General features: G+C 35.5%; 24 protein-coding genes. 16 read left to right on the forward strand and 8 right to left on the reverse strand.

The features are described 5' to 3' along the window. Positions 1-3: 3 nt before the first annotated feature. Entirely contained in the window at positions 4-348 is a 345-nt protein-coding gene (locus tag LF845_RS03695; protein ID WP_242819651.1) for a cupin domain-containing protein, read from the reverse strand. Between the two features lie 138 nt (positions 349-486). On the opposite strand from LF845_RS03695, the gene LF845_RS03700 reads away from it, so the two are divergent. The 12 genes from LF845_RS03700 (at position 487) to LF845_RS03755 (ending at position 10,941) form a co-directional block, all read left to right on the forward strand. Then, positions 487-1,101, forward strand: coding sequence for a hypothetical protein (locus LF845_RS03700; protein ID WP_242819652.1), 615 nt, complete (start codon positions 487-489; stop codon positions 1,099-1,101). A gap of 110 nt (positions 1,102-1,211) precedes the next feature. Further along, positions 1,212-2,516 carry a phenylacetate--CoA ligase family protein gene (locus LF845_RS03705; protein ID WP_242819653.1) on the forward strand — a complete coding sequence of 435 codons (1,305 nt, stop codon included), beginning with the start codon at positions 1,212-1,214 and terminating at the stop codon, positions 2,514-2,516. Between the two features lie 16 nt (positions 2,517-2,532). Beyond that, positions 2,533-2,964 carry an ACT domain-containing protein gene (locus tag LF845_RS03710; RefSeq protein ID WP_242819654.1) on the forward strand — a complete coding sequence of 144 codons (432 nt, stop codon included), beginning with the start codon at positions 2,533-2,535 and terminating at the stop codon, positions 2,962-2,964. Positions 2,965-2,976: 12 nt separating this feature from the next. Then, entirely contained in the window at positions 2,977-4,089 is a 1,113-nt protein-coding gene (locus tag LF845_RS03715) for an ABC transporter substrate-binding protein (RefSeq protein WP_242819655.1), read from the forward strand. Positions 4,090-4,113: 24 nt separating this feature from the next. Further along, positions 4,114-5,235: an ABC transporter substrate-binding protein gene (locus LF845_RS03720; protein ID WP_242819656.1), complete on the forward strand. Its 1,122-nt coding sequence runs from the start codon at positions 4,114-4,116 to the stop codon at positions 5,233-5,235. Beyond that, positions 5,235-6,098, forward strand: coding sequence for a branched-chain amino acid ABC transporter permease (locus LF845_RS03725; RefSeq protein ID WP_242819657.1), 864 nt, complete (start codon positions 5,235-5,237; stop codon positions 6,096-6,098). The genes LF845_RS03720 and LF845_RS03725 overlap by 1 nt, the downstream gene beginning before the upstream one ends. 96 nt (positions 6,099-6,194) lie before the next feature. Next, the gene (locus LF845_RS03730; RefSeq protein ID WP_242819658.1) at positions 6,195-7,094 is read left to right on the forward strand and encodes a branched-chain amino acid ABC transporter permease; all 900 of its coding nucleotides are present in this window, start codon (positions 6,195-6,197) and stop codon (positions 7,092-7,094) included. After that, complete coding sequence (locus LF845_RS03735; protein ID WP_242819659.1) at positions 7,078-7,830, forward strand: ABC transporter ATP-binding protein; 753 nt, start codon at positions 7,078-7,080, stop codon at positions 7,828-7,830. Before LF845_RS03730 ends, LF845_RS03735 begins: the two co-directional genes overlap by 17 nt. Next, on the forward strand, positions 7,823-8,548 hold the full coding sequence (locus LF845_RS03740) for an ABC transporter ATP-binding protein (protein ID WP_242819660.1): 726 nt from the start codon (positions 7,823-7,825) through the stop codon (positions 8,546-8,548). Before LF845_RS03735 ends, LF845_RS03740 begins: the two co-directional genes overlap by 8 nt. After that, positions 8,549-9,853: a phenylacetate--CoA ligase family protein gene (locus tag LF845_RS03745; protein ID WP_242819661.1), complete on the forward strand. Its 1,305-nt coding sequence runs from the start codon at positions 8,549-8,551 to the stop codon at positions 9,851-9,853. Beyond that, positions 9,837-10,436 (forward strand): HD domain-containing protein, encoded by a 600-nt coding sequence (locus LF845_RS03750; protein ID WP_242819662.1) that lies wholly within the window; start codon positions 9,837-9,839, stop codon positions 10,434-10,436. The genes LF845_RS03745 and LF845_RS03750 overlap by 17 nt, the downstream gene beginning before the upstream one ends. Beyond that, positions 10,405-10,941 carry a hypothetical protein gene (locus tag LF845_RS03755; protein ID WP_242819663.1) on the forward strand — a complete coding sequence of 179 codons (537 nt, stop codon included), beginning with the start codon at positions 10,405-10,407 and terminating at the stop codon, positions 10,939-10,941. The genes LF845_RS03750 and LF845_RS03755 overlap by 32 nt, the downstream gene beginning before the upstream one ends. Here LF845_RS03755 and LF845_RS03760 read toward each other — a convergent pair. From LF845_RS03760 to hflX, 3 genes are read right to left on the reverse strand one after another with little or no spacing between them, the layout of a single operon-like run. Beyond that, positions 10,938-11,111 (reverse strand): hypothetical protein, encoded by a 174-nt coding sequence (locus tag LF845_RS03760; protein WP_242819664.1) that lies wholly within the window; start codon positions 11,109-11,111, stop codon positions 10,938-10,940. The genes LF845_RS03755 and LF845_RS03760 overlap by 4 nt on opposite strands. A gap of 6 nt (positions 11,112-11,117) precedes the next feature. Then, positions 11,118-11,468, reverse strand: a complete 351-nt coding sequence (locus LF845_RS03765) for a hypothetical protein (protein WP_242819665.1) — start codon at positions 11,466-11,468, stop codon at positions 11,118-11,120. Next, entirely contained in the window at positions 11,449-13,104 is a 1,656-nt protein-coding gene (hflX, locus tag LF845_RS03770; protein WP_242819666.1) for a GTPase HflX, read from the reverse strand. The genes LF845_RS03765 and hflX overlap by 20 nt, the downstream gene beginning before the upstream one ends. A gap of 63 nt (positions 13,105-13,167) precedes the next feature. Here hflX and LF845_RS03775 point away from each other — a divergent pair, with 63 nt between their 5' ends. From LF845_RS03775 to LF845_RS03790, 4 genes are all read left to right on the forward strand, one after another. After that, positions 13,168-14,400 (forward strand): molybdopterin molybdotransferase MoeA, encoded by a 1,233-nt coding sequence (locus tag LF845_RS03775; protein WP_242819667.1) that lies wholly within the window; start codon positions 13,168-13,170, stop codon positions 14,398-14,400. Next, entirely contained in the window at positions 14,378-15,025 is a 648-nt protein-coding gene (locus LF845_RS03780; RefSeq protein ID WP_242819668.1) for an RluA family pseudouridine synthase, read from the forward strand. The genes LF845_RS03775 and LF845_RS03780 overlap by 23 nt, the downstream gene beginning before the upstream one ends. Positions 15,026-15,094: 69 nt before the next feature. Further along, positions 15,095-15,601 carry an RNA chaperone Hfq gene (hfq, locus tag LF845_RS03785; protein WP_242819669.1) on the forward strand — a complete coding sequence of 169 codons (507 nt, stop codon included), beginning with the start codon at positions 15,095-15,097 and terminating at the stop codon, positions 15,599-15,601. 2 nt (positions 15,602-15,603) lie between these two features. Beyond that, positions 15,604-15,975 carry a response regulator gene (locus LF845_RS03790; protein ID WP_242819670.1) on the forward strand — a complete coding sequence of 124 codons (372 nt, stop codon included), beginning with the start codon at positions 15,604-15,606 and terminating at the stop codon, positions 15,973-15,975. Here LF845_RS03790 and LF845_RS03795 read toward each other — a convergent pair. The 4 genes from LF845_RS03795 to LF845_RS03810 form a co-directional block, all read right to left on the reverse strand. Then, the gene (locus tag LF845_RS03795) at positions 15,970-17,562 is read right to left on the reverse strand and encodes a 2Fe-2S iron-sulfur cluster-binding protein (RefSeq protein ID WP_242819671.1); all 1,593 of its coding nucleotides are present in this window, start codon (positions 17,560-17,562) and stop codon (positions 15,970-15,972) included. The two genes, LF845_RS03790 and LF845_RS03795, sit on opposite strands and share 6 nt — an antisense overlap. A gap of 1 nt (position 17,563) precedes the next feature. Further along, on the reverse strand, positions 17,564-18,301 hold the full coding sequence (locus tag LF845_RS03800) for an amino acid ABC transporter ATP-binding protein (RefSeq protein WP_242819672.1): 738 nt from the start codon (positions 18,299-18,301) through the stop codon (positions 17,564-17,566). 1 nt (position 18,302) lies between these two features. Next, positions 18,303-19,244 (reverse strand): amino acid ABC transporter permease, encoded by a 942-nt coding sequence (locus LF845_RS03805; protein WP_242819673.1) that lies wholly within the window; start codon positions 19,242-19,244, stop codon positions 18,303-18,305. An 88-nt stretch (positions 19,245-19,332) separates the two neighbouring features. Then, the gene (locus tag LF845_RS03810; RefSeq protein WP_242819675.1) at positions 19,333-20,142 is read right to left on the reverse strand and encodes a transporter substrate-binding domain-containing protein; all 810 of its coding nucleotides are present in this window, start codon (positions 20,140-20,142) and stop codon (positions 19,333-19,335) included. Between the last annotated feature and the right edge of the window lie 5 nt (positions 20,143-20,147).

Below are 20,147 nucleotides of genomic sequence, written 5' to 3' on the forward strand. Positions count from 1 at the left end.
GCATTATTTTATAATCATTGCAAGAAAAGTTATGTCTGTTCCGGATTTATTTTCAATGGAATGCCCTTCACCTTTTTTGGTAATAAGTAAATCTCCCGGATAAAGTATGTCTTCCTGACCGTTATCGCTTACTACCCCTGAGCCGTCAAGTATAAAATAAATTTCCATATCATCTTCATGGATATGGTAACCTATTGATGAGTCAGGTTTTAAATTAACAACAGAAAACATTTTTATGTCACCTGAAAATTGGCTCATAGCTTCATATCCCATATTCAGTAAACTGCCTCTTCCGCCTCTCGGGTTTTCAACTTTTTTTGCATCGATATCTTTTCCTCTTACGATCATAAGACCTCCTTAATTTATATAAAGCTTATTTAATAACTCTGAGATAAAAAAGCAATAAATGAATTGACTGAAACTTGTAAAAATATTAGAATTATAATCGTTACATCTTGGCAATTAAACATCTTCAGTGAGGTTAATGTGGGTAATCTCTTTTTGTTTTTAATTGATTTTTTTAAAGAGGTGGAGAATCCGAAAGATTATGAAGAGACTATTGAAAAGTATCTTATAGTTAGGACTCTAACGTATCTTTTTTTATCAATCTTTATAATGCTTTTGTGGGGGCTATTTGATTATTTTATTGACTATGAAAATTTTAGATATTTTATCAAATTAAGAGTTAGCTATGCAGTAGTCGTTTTTATAATCCTTATTATTTATTCTATTAAAAATATGCCTTATAATTATTACAAAGTTGTAGGTTTTCTAAACTATGCTCTCCTTGTTGTTGCGGTACTTCCGATGCTGATAGCTACAAGTGAAAAACTTTCATATTTTCTTGGATTCAGTGTAATATTTTTTGGTACTTCTATTATTATGATATGGCCTGTTATTTATATGGTTATACCAATGGTGGTCAGCTTTGTTTTATATATGTTTGTTTTTGACATAAATTTATTTACAAAAGAAAGTATAGTAATAACGATATTTATGCCCACTGTTTTTTTGGTGTCTTTAGCTGCCAATATTTTGGTTTACAATGAATTTATGCTAACAAGTTATCTTATTAAAAAACTTAATTCCAAATCGGAATAATCATAGCTGATACATCCCTTTTAATATTATAGCAGATTTATAAGGTTAAATTATATTTGACTATAAAGTTTAATTTTGCTAAAAAAAGTAAAACTGTAGAGGTGTTGAGTATGATTTGGAATGAAGAGTTTGAAACCCTGCCAAGAGAGGCATTAGAGGCTTTGCAGCTTAGGAGATTGCAAAATCTTGTAGAGAGAGTTTATGCTACAGTCCCTTTTTACAAAGAAGCCTTTGATAAAAAAGGGGTAAAGCCAGAAGATATAAAGAGTCTAAAGGATTTGAGAAAATTACCCTTTACTTACAAACAAGATATGAGAGATAATTATCCTTACGGCTTGTTTGCCGTGCCAAAAGAACAGGTAGTCAGAATTCATGCTTCAAGCGGGACTACAGGGAAGCCCACAGTAGTTGGTTATACAAGACGGGATATTGGTACATGGGCTGAGCTTATGGCAAGGACATTTACCGCCGCAGGGGTAAAAAAAGGGGATGTTTTGCAAAATGCTTATGGGTATGGACTTTTCACCGGTGGGCTTGGGGCTCACTATGGAGCAGAGCTAATTGGTGCTTCTGTTATTCCTATTTCAGGAGGTAACTCAGCTAAGCAGGTGATGATTCTAAAAGACTTTGGTACTACAGCAATATCTTGTACCCCTTCATACGCTTTAAATCTTTACGAAGTTGCTTTGGAAGAAGGGGTAAACTTAAAAGATTTGCCAGTGAGAGTGGGTGTTTTTGGAGCAGAGCCATGGACAAATGCAATGAGGAAAGAGATTGAGGAAAAATGGGGCATAGATGCAATAGATATATACGGACTTAGCGAAGTAATGGGCCCCGGAGTATCTTTCGAATGTGTTGAGGCTAAAAATGGTATGCACATAAATGAAGATCATTTTATTGCTGAGATAATTGATCCCGAAACTGAAGAACCTCTTGAATACGGTCAGGTAGGAGAGCTTGTTTTTACAACCATAACAAAAGAGGCTATACCGCTAATAAGATACAGGACAAGGGATATCACGAGACTGATAAAAGAGCCTTGTAAATGTGGAAGAACTTTTGTCAGAATGGAAAAAGTGACCGGGCGTAGCGATGATATGCTCATTATTAGAGGGGTCAATGTATTCCCATCTCAAATAGAATCTATTTTGGTAGAAAGAAAAGGTGTTCAGCCGCACTATCAACTTGTTGTTGACAGGGTTGGTAACTTGGATACCCTTGAAGTACAGGTGGAAGTTGGAGAAGAGCTGTTTTCCGATGAAATAAAGGTTTTACAAAGTATTGAAAAAGGTATTGAGAAGGATATTAAAGATATTATCGGTGTTTCAGCAAAGGTTAAGCTTGTGGAGCCTAAGACCATTCAAAGAAGTGAGGGCAAGGCAAAAAGGGTTATTGATAAGAGAGTTATGAAATAGTTTAGGAGGATGAACTATGAAGATTTTGCAGATTTCGGTGTTTATTGAAAATCAGTCAGGAAGGCTTTATGAGGTAACAGATTTACTTGGTAGAAATGGTATAAATATTAGAGCGCTGTCATTGGCAGACACTTCGGATTTTGGGATTTTGAGACTTATTGTTAATGACCCTGAAAGGGCACATTCTTTGTTAAGGGAGAATGGTTTTACCGTTGGTAGAACAGAGGTAATAGCTGTAGAGGTCCCTGATAAGCCGGGGGGACTTGCCAGTGTCCTTAAAGTGTTAGATGAAAATAAGATTAATGTGGAATATATGTATGCTTTTGTGGAAATGAGTGGGGATTGTGCAGTGATGATATTCAGGTTTGATGAGACAGATAAGGCGCTAAAAGTCCTTTCAGATAATGGGATTAATACCATAGAAGGGAAAAAAATATACGGGATGTAAAAGAGGAAAATTATGATAAAAAATATTTTAATTACACTTGTTTTGCTCATTAGTAGTATCTCTTATGCGGAAGTGAAAATTGGAGCTCTTTTTGCAGTAACAGGTCCTGCGTCTTTTCTTGGCTTGCCTGAAAAACAGACTCTTGAAATGCTTGTGGATGAGCTTAATGCAAATGGAGGAATCAACGGAGAAAAGATAGAGCTTACTGTTTATGATACTAAAGGGAGTGACCAGGAGGCAAGAAAGAAATTTTTAAGATTAGTTAAAAAGGATAGGGTTGTTGCAGTAATAGGTCCTACAAGGAGCGGCTCTACCCTTGCAATAAAAGATTTGGCTGATAATGAAAAGGTACCGGTTTTAAGCTGTGCCGCTAGTTCAAGAATAGTTGAGCCGTTATCTAAGTATATGTTTAAAGTTGCCCCTTCAGACAGCCATGCAGTTGAAAAGATTTTTGAGTTTTTGTTAGAAAAAGGTAAGAGTAAAATTGCAGTATTGACAGCTCAAAATGGTTTTGGTGACTCTGGCCGTGCAGCTCTTGAGCAGCTTGCCCCTCAATATAAAATTGAAATTGTAGCAAATGAAAAGTTTAGGGACACGGATAAAGATATGACATCCCAACTCAGCAAAATTGCATCACATAATCCTGATGCAGTAATCGTATGGGGGGTTGGGCCTGCTCCGGCGATAGTTGCTAAAAATTTCAGACAGCTTAACATGAAAGGGTATCTTATAATGAGTCACGGTGTTGCTTCTAAGAAATTTATAGAGCTTGCAGGGGATGCTTCTGAAGGTGTTATTTTACCCGCAGGAAGACTTTTAGTGGCTGATAAGTTGCCAGATAATGATAGATTTAAAAAGCTTTTGGTAGAATACAAAATTAAATATGAATCAAAATTTAACTCCCCTGTTTCCACATTTGGCGGACATGCTTATGACGCACTTATGATTTTTAAAACTGCCTATGTGGGGAGTAAAAATAATTTAATTGCAGGTATTGAGGGGATAAAAGGATATTTAGGTACATATGGGGAATTTAATTTTGATAGTGGCAATCATGATGGGCTTAGCAAGGATGCTTTTGTAATGGTGGAGATTAAAAACGGGGATTGGGAGTTAATAAAATAAATACAAAATTGTGGAGGATGTATTATGAAGGTAAAAATTTTGGTTTGTGCAATTCTTTTAGTAAGTGCCTCGGCATTTGCGGAAATTAGGCTTGGAGCACTTTTTGCTGTAACTGGTCCTGCATCATTTCTTGGTCTTCCTGAAAAACAGACACTTGAAATGCTTGTGGATGAAGTAAATGCAAGCGGTGGGATTAATGGGGAAAAGGTAAAGCTTTTTATTTATGATACAAAGGGGAGTGATCAGGAAGCAAGAAAGAAGTTTCTAAGGCTTGTTCAGAAAGATAAAGTGCTTGCAGTGATTGGGCCTACAAGAACGGGCTCAGCTCTTGCGATAAAGGATTTGGCTGAAGAGAGCAAAATTCCACTTTTTACCTGTGCTGCAAGTAGAAAGATAGTTGATCCGGTAGCCAAGTATGTTTTCAAATCACCACAAAGTGATGATCATGCAGTTGAGAAGATTTTTGAATATCTGACGACAAAAAATAAATCAAAAGTTGCTATAATGACCGCACAAAACGGGTTTGGTGCTGCAGGCAGAGATGCCCTTATCGGGATTGCACCGCGATATAAAATAGAAATAGTCGCAGATGAGAAATTCAGAGATACGGATAAAGATATGACATCGCAGCTAAGCAAGATTGCATCAAACAACCCTGATGCAGTAATCGTATGGGGTGTGGGGCCTGCTCCGGCGATAGTTGCCAAAAATTTCAGGCAGCTTAATATGAAAGGTTACCTTATAATGAGTCACGGTGTTGCTTCCAAGAAATTTATAGAGCTTGCAGGGGATGCTGCTGAAGGTATTATTTTGCCTGCCGGCCGTCTTTTAATTGCTGATAAACTGCCTGAAAAAGATAAATTTAAAAAATTGTTAGTTGACTACAAGAGCAAGTATGAATCAAAATTTAACTCACCTGTATCCACATTCGGTGGACATGCTTATGACTCATTCCTTATGTTTAAAAAAGGGGTTGAGGAAGGTGGAAAAGATGGTGCAAAGATTGTTGCTGCAGTGGAAAAGATAAAAAATATGATTGGGACTGCGGGAGAGTTTAACTTGTCCGAAGGTGACCATAACGGTCTTACAAAAGAGGCGTTTGAAATGCTTATTATAAAAAATGGTAATTGGGAGATTGCTGAATAATGCAGTTTTTATATTCCGGTATTACAAGTGGCAGTATTTATGCCCTTATAGCAATTGGGTTTAATATTATTTACAATACAACCGGAATAATTAACTTTGCTCAAGGGGAATTTGTAATGTTAGGCGGGATGTTCATCTATAGTCTTTTATATATGATGAATGTCCCGTTTATTTTTGCTTTTCCTGTAGCGTTGTTTGGTGCATTTGTGTTAGGGGTATTATTTGAGAGGGTTTTTATCAGGTATGTTAAAGTAAAAACCGAGCTCAATCTCATTACAATAACCATTGCAGGCTCGATAATTTTAAGAGGGCTTGCAATGCTGATTTGGGGAAGAGACACTTTATTGGTAGAAAGCTTCATCCCCGCAAAAACAATTCAGCTTTATGAGGGTACAATTACCTCTGACAGTGTATTAGTGATAGGGGTATCCCTTTTTATATCATTTTTCCTTACAATATTTTTTAAGAAGACCAAATATGGCAAGGCATTCAGGGCTTGTTACGAAGATAAAATTGCAGCATCTGTTTGTGGTATAAATGTTAGAATGGTTGTTATGTTTTCTTTCGGTATTGCTGCTTTTTTAGGCGCTGTTGCAGGTGTGGCTGTCTCACCAATAACCTATGTTACTTATAATGATGGTGTTATGTCTGGTCTAAAGGGGTTTTCGGCGGCAGTTATGGGTGGACTTGGCAGTTTTTGGGGCGGCATTTTTGGTGGTATAATACTTGGAGTGAGTGAAGCTTTTTTTGCATCTGTATTTCCGTCAGGCTATAAAGATGCGATGGCATTTTTAATAATATTATTGATTTTATTTTTTAGACCACAAGGGATTCTTGGAAGGAAAAAGGCTACAAGGGTATGACAAAAATACAATGCCAGATTTATTTAATTAAAGGGTGATTGAGCTGTTTTTATGAGAAAGTTGAATTTTTCGTTTGTTATTATCAATTTATTTTTTTTGTTTTGGGTTGGAATGTATGTCAAAAATGAATATTATTTAAGTCTTGTAATATATATTTTGTTTAATGCTATTAATGCATCTTGTTTAAACGTGCTTTTAGGCTATGCAGGGATTATTTCTCTCGGGCAGGCTGCTTTCTTTGGGATAGGAGCTTACAGCTCAGGTATCTTGACTGCTACCTACGGGATTAATCCTTATTTGACAATAATTATAGGTGTCATACTATCGGCAGTAATTGCGCTAATAATCGGTTATCCGGCACTCAAGCTTCATGGGCATTATCTTGCGATGGCAACTCTTGGATTTGGGATGATAGTGTATATATGCTTTAATGAGATGGACTTTTTAACAGGCGGACCATCAGGACTTACAGGAATTCCGGATATGTCATTTTTTGGATTCTTACTTGATGATGAATATAAATTTTTTGTTTTTATGGGTGCAGTTTACATGTTATTTCTCTTTTTGATGGAGATGTTTGATAAGTCATTTCTCTCGTATAAATTGAGATTTATTCATGAATCTGAAAATGCATCAAGTTCATACGGCATAGATGTAGCAAAAACAAAGCTTACCACATTTGTGGTGGTAGCTTGCATTACTTCAATAAACGGCAGTCTCTTTGCTTTCTACTCAAATTTTGTCAGCCCTGTATCGTTTAGTTTTCATTACTCTGTTGAAATGCTTGTGATGGCAGTATTCGGTGGGCTGGGAAGCATTACTGGAGGCACAATAGGAGCAGCGATATTGACATCAATCCCAGAAATTTTTGCGGAAATAGAAGATTTTGAAGTTGTGATTTACGGCGTTATTCTTGCTGTCACGATTTTGTTTTTAGACGGCGGAATAGCAAAATTATGTAGAAGACTGGCAGGTAAATATGTTAAGTCTGAATAATGTCTCCGTCAACTTTGGCGGCGTTAAGGCACTTACCGATGTAACGTTTAATGTGCCGGCTAATAAAATTACCGCACTAATTGGCCCAAACGGTGCGGGGAAAACCACCCTTTTTAATTCAATAACAGGGTTTATACCCCATTTTACCGGTGATATTCAATTTGAGAATAATAAGCTTAGCGGCAAATTACCTCATGAAATCTTTCAGTTGGGGATATCAAGGACTTTTCAAAATTTAAACTTGATAAATGAATTAACCCTTCGTGAGAATATGTTTTTGGGAGTTATAGGCAAGGAAAAACCTGCCATATTTTCAAGTTTTTTCAGACTTAATAAAGGTTATTGGAAAAGGGTTGAGGAAAGGATTGACGATGTGCTTTATCTTACAGGGATAAAGAAATGGGAGAAACACAAACCCGACTCTGTCCCATATGGAGTGTTAAAAAATTTGGAGATGGCAAGGGCACTTATATCAAGCCCAAAATTACTTTTGCTTGATGAGCCTGCCGCAGGACTAAATAATAAAGAGCGTGAAAATATAGCGGAGATTATAGCTCAGCTTAAAGATAAAGGGTTTACCGTATTGATGGTGGAGCATGATATGGGATTTGTCTCACATCTATCAGATTATGTGGTTTGTCTTAATTTTGGACAGGTCATAGCAAAGGGGACTTTTGGTGAAATAAGAAATAATAAAGATGTAATAAAAGCTTATCTTGGTGATGAAGATGCTTAAAGTAAAGTCATTGTGTGTTAACTACGGTGCTGTTCAGGCACTTAAAAATATATCTATTCATATAAGGGAAAAAGAGTTTGTTGCCCTTATCGGCTCCAATGGTGCAGGAAAGACCTCCCTTTTGAATTCTATTATGGGGATTGTAAAGCCTAAAGAAGGGGAAATAGAATTTAACGGTAAAAATATCACTCATTTGCCTGTGGAGCAAAAAGTAAAGGAAAAGATTTCACTTGTGCTTGAGGGCAGAAGGGTTTTTGCCAATATGACCGTTTTGGAAAATATCGAAGTAGGGGCTTTTCGGGGGGACAAAAGAAATTTTGATAAAAAACTAAAATTTATTTACGATATTTTTCCTGTTTTAAAAGAAAGAAGTTGGCAGCCTGCAGGGATGCTTTCAGGTGGGGAACAGCAGATGCTTGCTATTGCAAGGGCTTTGATAAGTGAGCCAAAATTGTTGTTAATGGATGAGCCATCAATGGGGCTTGCTCCTTTAATAATAAAAGATGTCTATGAAAAACTTTTGATATTGAAAGAGACGGGACTTACAATTTTTCTGGTAGAGCAAAATGCTGCTGCAGCATTAAAATATGCTGACAGAGGGTATGTGTTGGAAAACGGGAAGGTTGTTTTGCAGGGGAAAAGTAGTGAACTTTTGCAGGATAATGAAATAAAAAGAGCATACCTTGGTAAAGAATATAAAGAGAAGTGGGAGCGTTAGATGAAAAATATTTGGCAATACGAAGAAGAGACAATGAGTCTTGATGACCTGAAGCAATTTCAACTTGAAAGACTTCAGTCAACTTTAAATCGTGTTTCTGAAAATGTGGATTTTTATAAGAGAAAATTTAAAGATGCAGGGATAGATGTTGCAAAAATTAAGTCATTGGAAGACATAAAGCACTTACCTTTTACGACTAAGCAAGATTTAAGGGATAATTATCCCTACGGGATGTTTGCTGTCCCTTTGAAAGATATTGTCAGAATACACTCATCAAGCGGTACAACCGGCAAACCGACAGTAGTCGGCTATACAAAAAGAGACCTTGAAACGTGGAAAAACTTAGTGGCAAGGATAATGGTTGCCGGTGGTGTTTCTGCAAACGACATTGTACACATTGCATTTTCCTATGGTCTTTTTACCGGTGGTTTTGGATTACATTACGGAGCAGAGCATATTGGAGCAAGTGTTATTCCTGTTTCAAGCGGTAACACAAAAAGACAGATCATGATTATGCAAGATTACAGGAGTAGTGTCCTTGTCTGCACACCTTCTTACGCTCTTCACATTGCAGAGACCCTTGAGAACGAAGGACTTTCAAGAAATGATATATTTTTGAAATATGCACTTTTAGGTAGCGAGCCGTGGGGTGAGAAAATCAGAAGTGAAATTGAAAACAAACTGGGTGTATCTGCCACTGATAACTATGGCTTGTCTGAGATTATAGGCCCGGGTGTATCAGGGGAGTGTCAGTGCAAAAATGGGCTACATATAAATGAAGACCACTTTTATGCGGAAGTTATCAACCCTGATACTTGTGAAGTTTTGCCTGAAGGTGAAAAAGGTGAATTGGTATTGACCACCCTCACTAAAGAGGCAATGCCCCTTATTAGATATAGGACAAGGGATATTACAAGACTGTTTAGAGATAAATGCCCCTGCGGAAGAACCTTTATAAAGATGGAGAAACCTTCCGGCAGGACTGATGATATGCTAATAATTAATGGCGTAAATGTATTTCCAAGCCAGGTTGAAGAGGTATTTAAAGAGTTTGACCAGGCTACTCCACACTACATTATTATTGTAAAAAAGAAAGGTCACCTAGATATGATGGAGATACAGCTTGAAATATCTGAAAATCTTTTCTTTGATGAAATGAAAAAGCAAAGAACCCTGCTTGAGAAAATGCATGAAAGGATGTTTAGTGTCTTAGGGATAAAACCAAAAATAAAATTTGTGGAGCCCAAGACTATTGAAAGATTTGAAGGTAAGGCAAAAAGGGTTATTGATGAAAGACAGTTTTGATGAAGATATCAAGGGGGTTGTTAATTTTATCTTTGAAGCTTCAATTTTGCAGAATATGCAAAGAAGCGGCAATGTCTTTTTAGGTAGCGGGAAACAGACTGTTGGTGCTCATATATTCAGGACGATTTTAATAGGATATCTTCTTGCAAAAATGACCGACGGGGCAAATGCCGAGAAGGTAATGTTGATGTGTCTATTTCACGATATCGAGGAGACTAGAACCGGTGACTTAAATTATTTGCAGCAAAGATATGTGACCTCAGATGATAAAAGAGCACTGAAAAATGCGGTTGACAATTTACCATCAAAAGATGATATTCTCAAAACTGTAGAGGAGTATGAAGGGTTAAAAAGTCTTGAAGCTAAGCTGGCAAAGGATGCAGACACCTTGGAGCTTCTGTTTTATTTAAAGGAGGAGCTTGATAAGGGGAATTTGCAGGCGGAAAACTGGATTACGCATGCGCAAAAAAGACTCATAACTGAGACTGCAAAGAAGCTTTTGCCTACTCTTAAGAATACTAAATATTATGATTGGTGGTATAATTTAACGAATGATTGGGACAAAGGGAACAAAAAGTGGTAACTCAAATGCAAAATTTCCAGGTATTTTAGATACATTTAAACATTGCATCGGTGTAATTTTCCTAAAAGATATAAACATTATATCTCTATATCTTAATCCTGCTCATATGTTAAATCTCATTTCTGTCTATCTTTTTATGATGGTAATACCTTACAAGCCTATGGCAAAAGGGGACAGCTTTAGCGTTGAAAATGTTATTGAAGGTATTTTGCTGACCTTCTTTTTTATATGTTTATTATATCTTTTTCTGCCACAGAAAAAAGTTGGCTTTTTAGGTTTTTTTAGGATTATGCTTGCTGCTGAGATAATAGATGTGTTAAATCCTGTTACATTCTTTTTGCCCGATAACTTATTGGTATATTTTTATGCTGCAACATTAGGCTGGTATTTTTTAATAGTTGTGGTTGTACTAAATAAGTTTACCGGAATGCCAAGACACATTGGTGTTGTGTATGTGTTTTGCGTATTTTTTGTGGTTAATATGATTCCGGCAATGTTTTATTAGTTTTTCCAAGTGAGCTTATCTATTACGTGGTCAAGTGCTCTGTTAAATAGAGTAAAGACAAAAATAATAGCTCTGAAAGGTTTGGGTATTAACACAAATGAAATATATCTAAATACGGATAAGACCTTTTTTAAATGAAATACAAAGTCAGCAAATATTGCTTTAATCATAAAGCTTTAAGACCTACCTTTTAATTCTTTAATCTCTTTGAAGATGAGCCACTGTTCATCTTGCATTTTAAAGTAGCTTTTACAGTAGTAAGTTAAAAGTTCATTTCGTCTATCTACGAAGTGCTCTACATATTTAACTTCAGAGAGCTTATGTTTGGTTTGTTCTGTGATTATTTTAATGCCTGAGTGTGTCAAGTTGGATAAAATCGTTTTGAAATGCTCGGCATATTCGTGCTTATTACTAAAAAATTTCTTAAATTCGCTGTCATCATGATATAAATCGTATATAATTTCAGGCTTATTTTCTTTAAAGCAACTTGCCCTTAAGATAAGAATATCAGTAGGTGATATCAACATTTTTCCCCTCTTTGAAAAGTATAAGCTGTATCTCTTCAAGCAGCAAATCAAATGAGCTGCGGTTAAGTGCAGAAATAAATATTGCTTCAGGGTAGAAATTTTTAATATTGTCAATAAGCTCACTATCTACTTTATCAACTTTATTAAAAACTATTATTCTTGGCTTATCTCCTAAGCCTAACTCATCCAGAATATTGTTTACCGATGCAATATGTTTTTCAAAATTTTCATTAGATATGTCGATAACATGCAAAAGTAGGTCAGAGTCATTTAATTCTTCCAGAGTAGATTTGAATGCCCCTTTGAGATTTTCCGGTAAATCTCTTATAAAGCCAACTGTATCTGTTATTATAACTTCCCTCTCTTTTGGAAAACGAAGTCTTTTGGAGCTTGTGTCAAGCGTAGCAAACATAAGGTTATCAGCAAAAATTTCACTGTTTGTGAGCGAATTTAGCAAGGTAGATTTTCCGGCATTTGTATAACCTATGATTGAAACTATTGGCAGTCTGTTTTTAATACGTCTGCTCTTTTGAGTTATTCTTACCCTTTCAATCTCTTTAAGCTTTTTTGAGAGAAAAGCGATACGGTCATTAATTCTACGTCTGTCAATTTCAAGCTTTGTTTCGCCGGGGCCTCTTCCTCCAATACCTCCGGTTAATCTTGAGAGTGAGTCGTCCCTGACGGAAAGTCTTGGTAGAATATGTTTTAATTGGGCGAGCTCTACCCTTAGTTTTCCTTCATTTGATTTTGCTCTTCTTGCAAAAATGTCCAAAATAAGCTGCGTCCTGTCTAATATTTTAAGCTCAGTCATATCTGAAATATTTTTTGCTTGTGCCGGGGAAAGGACATTATCAAAAATTAAAAAATCAGCAGAAAGCTGCATAGCCTTAATTAATATTTCTTTTAGTCTGCCAGGTCCAATTACGTATTTTGGATGTATCTCCTGCTTTATTTGAGTATATGTATCTAATACCATAAGCATAGCGCTTTCAGTCAATTCTTTTAGTTCTGCCATTTTGTCTGAGGCCTCTTTTTTGTTTGGATATATCCCTACCAAAATAGCGGAAGGGAAAGGATTATTATTTTTTAAAACCTGAGATTTTTCCTGCATTTCTTTTTCAAGCGAGGAAACAAAAGATATGTAGTCATCAATTTGGTTGTGAATACTTGTTTCTGCGAGTGTATCATATATTTTATTTTCAGGATTTGGCGGCAGAAGATAAGCTGTTTTAAGCTTTTCAGGCTCACCATTTTCTGAAGAATGAAGAATGGAAAGGCTGTCAAGTCTTAGTAAAGCAAGGTCTGTAATATCATCATCGGTAAAATCCTCTCCGTACAGGTGGGTATGGACAAGTCGTAAGCCTCTTAATTTTCCCGGTATTAATCCAAACCTTTTTAAAATAGGGATGACAATTTCTTTATTTGTCCCGAGTACTACAAATCTGACGATATTTTGCCTGTCAATAAGCAAACCTATCTGTCTGTTAAGCTCAAGAGATAGTCCTGTTATGTATTTTGCAAGGTCAAATGAAATAATCCCTTTGCTGAAACTTTTTCTTTTTTCAAGCTTTTTAAGCTGATTTAGCTGAGAAGCTCTTAAATTTTCAAGATTACCTGATAATATTGTTGCCTCCATCAAAGTTATATTTTATAAAGTATGTAATATTTTAAAAAAAATAAAGATAAATTTGAGGTAGATATGGCTGGAAATCTTATAAGACCTTTAGATGCACTGAATGAAGTACTTAAATGTGCTAAAGTAATGAGTTATGAATTTGTAGATATATTTACTGCTCCCGGTAGAGTACTTTTTGAAAATCCTATTTCAAAAAGGTTTTTGCCGCCACTTGATAATTCTGCAATGGACGGTTATGCAGTGAAGTTTGAGGATATCAAAAATATACCTGTAAAGCTTAAGGTTATTGGAAATATCCAGGCAGGTGACAGTATTGAAGGGCTTTCTTTGAATAATGGAGAAGCATTTAAGATTATGACAGGGGCATTTGTTCCTGAAGGTGCAGATACGGTTGTAGAATATGAAGTTACAGAGCAAGTTGAAGATCAAGTGACTATTTTAAAAGAAAAGAAGAAAGGCGCAAATATAAGAGTAAAAGGGGAAGATGTTGGTGTTGGAAGCGTTATTGAGGTAAAAGGGAAAGTTGTTACCCCGGAAATTTATGCCAGACTGATTTCCGTTGGAGTAAATTTTGTAAAGGTTTATACTAAACCTAAAGCGCTTGTTATTGGCACCGGTAATGAGCTTGCTTACCCGGGGGATAATGCAGATAGTTTTAAAACAATTGATGCAAACAGTTTTTATATAGCAAACCTTTTAGAGTCTAATGGTGCACAAGTTACTTATTTGGGCATTGCAAAAGATAGTGTCGACGACTTGGTTGACAAAATTAAGTCTGCCAACAATTATGATTTTATAATAACTTCAGCAGGTATTTCCGAAGGGGATTTTGACGTGGTAACCAATTCTGGTAAGACTTTGGCAATTAATTGGATTTTTAAAGGGGTAAGTCAAAAGCCTGGAAAACCATTTTCATTTGGTTTATTTGGGGAAAAACCGATTTTTGCTCTGCCGGGTAATCCTGTAAGTTCAGCGTTTTGTACATTTTTTTATATACTCCCGTTTTTGAAAAAGATGACCGGATTAGATAAATATTTAAATGATGTGGTAACTGCAACAACAACTGTGCCAATGTTTAAGAAAAACAAAAGGGTACATTTCAATAGAGGAATTTTGAAATATGACGATGTGCGAAGGGAATTTATGGTGACGCCATACGGCACTCAGGATTCTCACATTATCTCATCTATTGCATCCAGTAACAGCTATATTGTAGTAGATGAAGATACTACCGGGGAGATAAAAGCCGGAAGCGAAGTTAAATGTTATATTTATGATAAAGATTCAATTTTCTGATATTCCGGTTGTTTACGAAGATGATTTTTTGGTAGTGATTAACAAGCCTCACGGGATACTTGTAGTGGAGGATAGATATGATAAAAACCTCCCTACCCTAAAAAGTATATTAAAAGAAAAATATGGTGAGATTTTTGTTACACATAGGCTTGATTTCGGCACTTCCGGTGTAATGATATTTGCAAAGGACACATTTGTTCATAAAAGAATAAATGAACAGTTTGAAAAAGGGGAAGTTGAAAAAGAGTACTTGGCGCTGGTTAAAGGGACAGGTTTTCTTCCTGTAACAGTGATGTTGCCAATCTCAAAAAGAAACTCAAAAGGGAGATACAAAATTAACTTTAAATCGGGCAGGAAAGCCATAACAACATTTCTCCCAATAAAGGAATTTAAAAATACTACTCTTGTTAAGGCAATACCCTTAACAGGAAGAACTCATCAGATAAGAGTCCACTTGAAATCGATTAAATTCCCATTAGCAAAAGATTTCTTATATGGAGAGAAATCTGAAGATAAAAGATTGACCCTTATGTGTTCTAAAATGTCATTTATGCACCCTAAAACGGAAGAGAATTTGACTTTTGAACTGAATTTGTCTGACTTCTTAAGTCAAGCTATTTCTTGATATTCAATACATTTAGTTGACAAAATTCAAATACTTATTTAATATTAGCTAATTTAATTCGGGGGAATTATGTATCTTTATGCACAACTTGAGTTTGTTTTTCTGCAAAATGCAAGGGTGGGCGATATCCCTTTGCTTTTTATTATGTCTAATAAAGAGCGTTTTAGAGGCAAAATCGTAGATTTCGATCAATATACTATTATAATTGATGATGCCGGTGTGAAGATTAATATTGCTAAAAGGGATATAGCTACAATAGCTTCTGCTAAAGACGTTATTGATGTGGAATATATAAGTAAGACTTATTATCAAGCTCACAAGGGCAGACATCCAAAGCATGTTAGGCCCCCTATGCAGGATATTTTTCTTAACGAAGTGCGTAAATCAAGGTCTCCTATTGTCGCTTATTTAAGAAATGGTGTAAAAGTAAAAGGGCTTTTAATCGGATTTGATGACTATACAATGCTGACATCTTTTGAAGATAGACAACAGCTAATTTATAAGACTGCTGTATCAACAGTTTATCCTCTGTATCAGGTTGGTGAAATAATTAAATACGATGGAGAGAGAGGGTAGCGATGGAGAAATCCGAAATAAAAATTTTAGTGGTGGATGACGAAGAGCATACAAGATTGGGGTATGCTGAAGTGTTGAAGCTTGAAGGTTATAATGTTGATGCCGCTGAGAATGGCTTAGAAGGGTTGAAGTTTGCCAAAAATAAAAGTTATGATGTGATCGTGACAGACCTTAGAATGCCTGAGATGGATGGTGCTCAATTCATTGAAAATTTAAGGAAATTTGACAAAGATGTAAAGGTGGTGGTTATCACAGCTTTTGGAAGCTTTAAATCATACAAACACCTTACTTCACTTGGTGCTGTAGAATATATAAATAAACCGGTAAGAGCAAAAGATTTAAAAGAAGCAATAATAAAAGTACTTAGTTTATAGTGTTTTCAAGTTCCTATTAAAAATTTCGGAAAAACTGTTGTCGTTGTGCAATTTGATTTGCAATGTTTCTTTAATCTTGTTTTGGGTGTAATTTTCAATAGTCGGCATTGAGAAAAATTTGGCTGCTAATACTGTAGGGTCACCGGTAAAAAAAGATACTTTTTTGGAATATTTCTTAGGGATTATGTTAATATCAAGTAAATTATTTATGAGATTTTCAAAATTAATAAAGCTATTAATGCTGATATTTTGTATTTTCCCGTAATTGGTTTCAATATATTCAAACAACGAATTTAAAATAACTTTCAGATATTTTATCTTTTCAATAAAGTCCTCATCAATATAAAGACTGACCCCTTTCTTTCTATAGATATAGAATATTTTTTTGTCATCTATTTGTGATATTTTTACAAGTATTTCAATAGGGATTTTGTCCATTAAGCTCTGCCTTTCATTAAAAGAAAAGTCATTATTAATTATTCCATATAAAAGCATATTTCTGAGTGCCTGCAGTTTTGCAGTTATGGTTAAAGAGTCAGGATCAACCAGAGGCTCTTTGATTTTTAAGTTTCCAAAATCCTCGGAAACTTCAAGTATAGGATTTTTCCCTTCAAGGAAAAAGAGGTCTTCAAATCCGTATTCGTCTGTAATGTAACGTAGATCGATATTGTATATGACTCCATTAGAATCTACATAGTGTGCACTCGATAGTGAATCAAGGGATAAAATAAGGCTATTGTTTTTTAAGTTTGATGTAAGCCTAAAAAATGATGTAAGCTGCCGCGGGGAATTTATAGGTTGTATGACTTCACAAAATACCGAACCTAATTCAAATGAGTAATAATTGACGATATCAAGAAGATTTTTTCCCTCAAAATGTGGTTTTTCAAGAACAAAAATAATCCTTTCAAAATCTGGAACTTTTATGTTTTCATAAATAAAGTCAGAAACGGTATTGTCATCAATTAAGTTTACTAAAGTTTCAGAGGTTTTAACTGTGCCCGAGTGAGAAATATTGTCTATTCCACTTGAAAAAAAGTAATATTTAATTCCCGTATTAAACTGAATTAGAATAAGACCGTCACTAATTGAATGCTCTTCTTTAATTATAGGAGGACTTTTTTTCTCTATTTCACCTGTAGATGATTGAGTATTGTTTGTACTCTCCTCATCAGCTGAGTCAGTGGTATTTACATTGTCAGACTCGATTTGTTTATCTTTGGTAACCTGTTTTTCAGATTTTTTGACACCCACTATTTCAGGGTTATAGTTTTCCCTTATAATCCATTCTTCCGTGTCTACAATGATATCTTGCTTAATTGTGTATTCGCAGGCGAGCCTGTATCCTGCATCTAAGTTAACAAGAGCAATCATCAAGCGGTCTTTTTTTGTAGGTTTGTTTATTTCCTTACCGTCGACAGATGTAATTTTTACTTTACATTTACCACATTGACCATCGCCGGAGCATAGAGATTGTATAGGTATATTATTGTCTTTTAATACCTGAAAAAGCTTTGAACCAGATTTTGCTTCTACGGTAATATTTTTATTTTTAACTATTACCTTATATTTTTTAGAAAAAAACATACTATAATATTTGCCCCAAAAATTGCTTCAATCTGTCATTTTTAGGATTTGAAAAGAGTTCCATAGGTGTCCCCGTTTCAACAATTTCTCCAAGGTCCATAAATACAACTCTGTCCGCTACTTCTCGTGCAAATCCCATCTCATGAGTGACAACTACCATAGTCATCCCTTCTTTTGCAAGGGTTTTCATAACGTCAAGAACTTCACCAATCATTTCTGGGTCAAGTGCGCTTGTAGGCTCATCAAAAAGCATTATCTTTGGCCTCATAGCAAGAGCCCTTGCTATTGCTATTCTCTGTTGCTGTCCACCGGATAATTGACTTGGGTAGCTGTTTGCTCTGTCGGCAAGTCCAACCTTTTCCAAAAGATTCATTGCTATTTCGGTAGCTTCCTTTTCGTTCATTTTTCTTACTTTCATAGGTGCTAAAGTAATATTAGCTAAAGCAGTCATGTGGGGAAAAAGGTTGAACTGCTGGAACACCATTCCAACCTCTTCTCTAACTTTATTGATATTTGTCTTTTTATCTGTAAGAGGGATGCCGTCTATTATAATTTTCCCTTTGTTAATAGTTTCAAGAAGGTTTAATGTCCTTAAAAATGTTGACTTACCTGAACCACTTGGTCCTATAACAACTACAACCTCTCCTTTGGCAACATTTAAAGACACCCCTTTTAGTGCTTTTACTCCATTTGGATAAATTTTTACAACGTTTTCTGCAATAATAATAGGTTCATTCATATTAATCACTCTCTGCCAATCTTCTTTCTAACAATTGTACTACAAATGATAACCCTGATGTCAACACTAAATAAAGTAGAGCAACAGTAAACCATACTTCAAAAGGGCTAAATGTAGAAGTAACAACTTCCCGACCAGCTTTTGTCAAATCAGTAATTGATATAACAGAAACGAGAGAAGAGTCTTTTATCAAGGATATAAACTGTCCGGCCATTGGTGGCAAAGTTCTTTTTAATGCCTGAGGTAAGACAATATATCTCATCGCCTGATAATAGTTCATACCTAAGCTTCTGGCTGCTTCCATCTGCCCTTTCGGGATTGATTGAATGCCAGCCCTTACTATCTCTGCAATATATGCACCTGCGAAAATCGAAAGAGCGGCAACACCTGCAGTAAACCTATCGAGATTTAAGACAGTCCCGATAAAAAAGTAAAAAATGAAGATTTGAACTAAAAGAGGGGTCCCTCTGATGAGCTCTATATATGTAATTGTCAATTTTTTTAGTACCGGATTATTTGATATTCTGAAAATACCCGCGATAATACCGATAATAATAGCAAAGAAGATAGATATGACTGAGATTTTTAATGTTACATATAGTCCTACCAATAGAGGTCCAGGCTTTATCTGCTTAACTTTTGCAATCACATCTCCTTCAAAAACCAAATCACCATCCATGACGGATACTTCGTTAAATTTTTTGAAAGTTTTGGTCTCACCGGAGTCAGAGGTAACAATTATTTCTTTCCCCTTAATATTAACTGTGCCGTCAAATGGTGCTCTGATTACGGAAGCAGAGGTGTTCACAATAAACTGAGTAAGCCTGTTCCATCTCCAAATATAGTCCACTTTTTTTGTTGTGGCATAAAGCCCATAACCTATACCTATTAAAATCAAAACAAACGCTACATTCCATAAAAATTGTTTTAATTTACTTTCCATTAATGCCCCTTGTAATTCTTTTAATCATTACATAACTTAAGAAATTAAGCATAAAAGTTAAAGGCCTGCTTGTGCAGGCCATAAAAGTTTATTTGACTTGTTTTTTCCATTCGTCGCTTTTGAACCACTTTTCATAAATTTTGTCATAAGTGCCGTCATTTTTAATCTGCCTTAAGAAATTGTTAAGCCAGTTTAAAAAGTCAGGGTCACCTTTTCTTACAGCCCAAGCAAGAGGCTCATAAGTAAAAGGCTGGTCAAGAAAAACTAACTTATCTTTGTAGTCAGCATAGTAAAAAGCGCAAAGTGGAAGGTCATATACAAATGCATCGGCTTTACCATTAATAAAGTCTTGAAAAGCATCTGACTCTGTTTCGAAAAGATTTTTCTTAGCTTTTGGCATATATTTTTTTGTAGCAAAGTCAGCAGTAACACCCAATTTAGTGGCGATTACATATTTTTCATCATTTAAATCTTTATAAGATTTAACTTTGCCAGCAAGCTCTTTTTTAATCAATATGGTTTGTCCGACTACGATATTAGGGTCAGCAAAATTTACCTGCAAATTTCTCTGAGGTGTTATTGTCATCCCTGACATAATAATATCAAATTTTTCAGTAATAAGTGCCGGAATTATTCCATCCCAAGCGGTGTTGACAAGTGTAAGTTTTACGCCCATAGCTTTTGCCATTTGCTTAGCGATATCAACATCAAAACCGATAATTTCGCCATTTTTTGCTGTCATTTCAAAAGGTTTGTAGCCTGACTCAAGCCCTACTCTTAACTCGCCCCTTTTCATAATTTGATTAAGAGTCGACTTCTCCCATAATGAATTGTCACTTGCAAAAACACTTAGTGCCATTACAAAAACTAAAACTGTGCTTAAAAAAAGCTTCTTCATAGATC

This window comes from Deferrivibrio essentukiensis, from assembly GCF_020480685.1.
GTDB lineage: Bacteria > Chrysiogenota > Deferribacteres > Deferribacterales > Deferrivibrionaceae > Deferrivibrio > Deferrivibrio essentukiensis.

What these genes read in the sequence shown, in the direction of transcription:
- LF845_RS03805 (WP_242819673.1), bottom strand. Translation starts at nt 19,244, where the DNA reads ATGGAAAGTAAATTAAAACAATTTTTATGGAATGTAGCGTTTGTTTTG.
- LF845_RS03740 (WP_242819660.1), top strand. Translation starts at nt 7,823, where the DNA reads ATGCTTAAAGTAAAGTCATTGTGTGTTAACTACGGTGCTGTTCAGGCA.
- LF845_RS03735 (WP_242819659.1), top strand. Translation starts at nt 7,078, where the DNA reads ATGTTAAGTCTGAATAATGTCTCCGTCAACTTTGGCGGCGTTAAGGCA.
- LF845_RS03800 (WP_242819672.1), bottom strand. Translation starts at nt 18,301, where the DNA reads ATGAATGAACCTATTATTATTGCAGAAAACGTTGTAAAAATTTATCCA.
- LF845_RS03765 (WP_242819665.1), bottom strand. Translation starts at nt 11,468, where the DNA reads ATGTTGATATCACCTACTGATATTCTTATCTTAAGGGCAAGTTGCTTT.
- LF845_RS03775 (WP_242819667.1), top strand. Translation starts at nt 13,168, where the DNA reads ATGGCTGGAAATCTTATAAGACCTTTAGATGCACTGAATGAAGTACTT.
- LF845_RS03710 (WP_242819654.1), top strand. Translation starts at nt 2,533, where the DNA reads ATGAAGATTTTGCAGATTTCGGTGTTTATTGAAAATCAGTCAGGAAGG.
- LF845_RS03750 (WP_242819662.1), top strand. Translation starts at nt 9,837, where the DNA reads ATGAAAGACAGTTTTGATGAAGATATCAAGGGGGTTGTTAATTTTATC.
- hfq (WP_242819669.1), top strand. Translation starts at nt 15,095, where the DNA reads ATGTATCTTTATGCACAACTTGAGTTTGTTTTTCTGCAAAATGCAAGG.
- hflX (WP_242819666.1), bottom strand. Translation starts at nt 13,104, where the DNA reads ATGGAGGCAACAATATTATCAGGTAATCTTGAAAATTTAAGAGCTTCT.
- LF845_RS03705 (WP_242819653.1), top strand. Translation starts at nt 1,212, where the DNA reads ATGATTTGGAATGAAGAGTTTGAAACCCTGCCAAGAGAGGCATTAGAG.
- LF845_RS03810 (WP_242819675.1), bottom strand. Translation starts at nt 20,142, where the DNA reads ATGAAGAAGCTTTTTTTAAGCACAGTTTTAGTTTTTGTAATGGCACTA.
- LF845_RS03695 (WP_242819651.1), bottom strand. Translation starts at nt 348, where the DNA reads ATGATCGTAAGAGGAAAAGATATCGATGCAAAAAAAGTTGAAAACCCG.
- LF845_RS03780 (WP_242819668.1), top strand. Translation starts at nt 14,378, where the DNA reads ATGATAAAGATTCAATTTTCTGATATTCCGGTTGTTTACGAAGATGAT.
- LF845_RS03745 (WP_242819661.1), top strand. Translation starts at nt 8,549, where the DNA reads ATGAAAAATATTTGGCAATACGAAGAAGAGACAATGAGTCTTGATGAC.
- LF845_RS03755 (WP_242819663.1), top strand. Translation starts at nt 10,405, where the DNA reads ATGATTGGGACAAAGGGAACAAAAAGTGGTAACTCAAATGCAAAATTT.
- LF845_RS03790 (WP_242819670.1), top strand. Translation starts at nt 15,604, where the DNA reads ATGGAGAAATCCGAAATAAAAATTTTAGTGGTGGATGACGAAGAGCAT.
- LF845_RS03725 (WP_242819657.1), top strand. Translation starts at nt 5,235, where the DNA reads ATGCAGTTTTTATATTCCGGTATTACAAGTGGCAGTATTTATGCCCTT.
- LF845_RS03760 (WP_242819664.1), bottom strand. Translation starts at nt 11,111, where the DNA reads ATGATTAAAGCAATATTTGCTGACTTTGTATTTCATTTAAAAAAGGTC.
- LF845_RS03720 (WP_242819656.1), top strand. Translation starts at nt 4,114, where the DNA reads ATGAAGGTAAAAATTTTGGTTTGTGCAATTCTTTTAGTAAGTGCCTCG.
- LF845_RS03795 (WP_242819671.1), bottom strand. Translation starts at nt 17,562, where the DNA reads ATGTTTTTTTCTAAAAAATATAAGGTAATAGTTAAAAATAAAAATATT.
- LF845_RS03715 (WP_242819655.1), top strand. Translation starts at nt 2,977, where the DNA reads ATGATAAAAAATATTTTAATTACACTTGTTTTGCTCATTAGTAGTATC.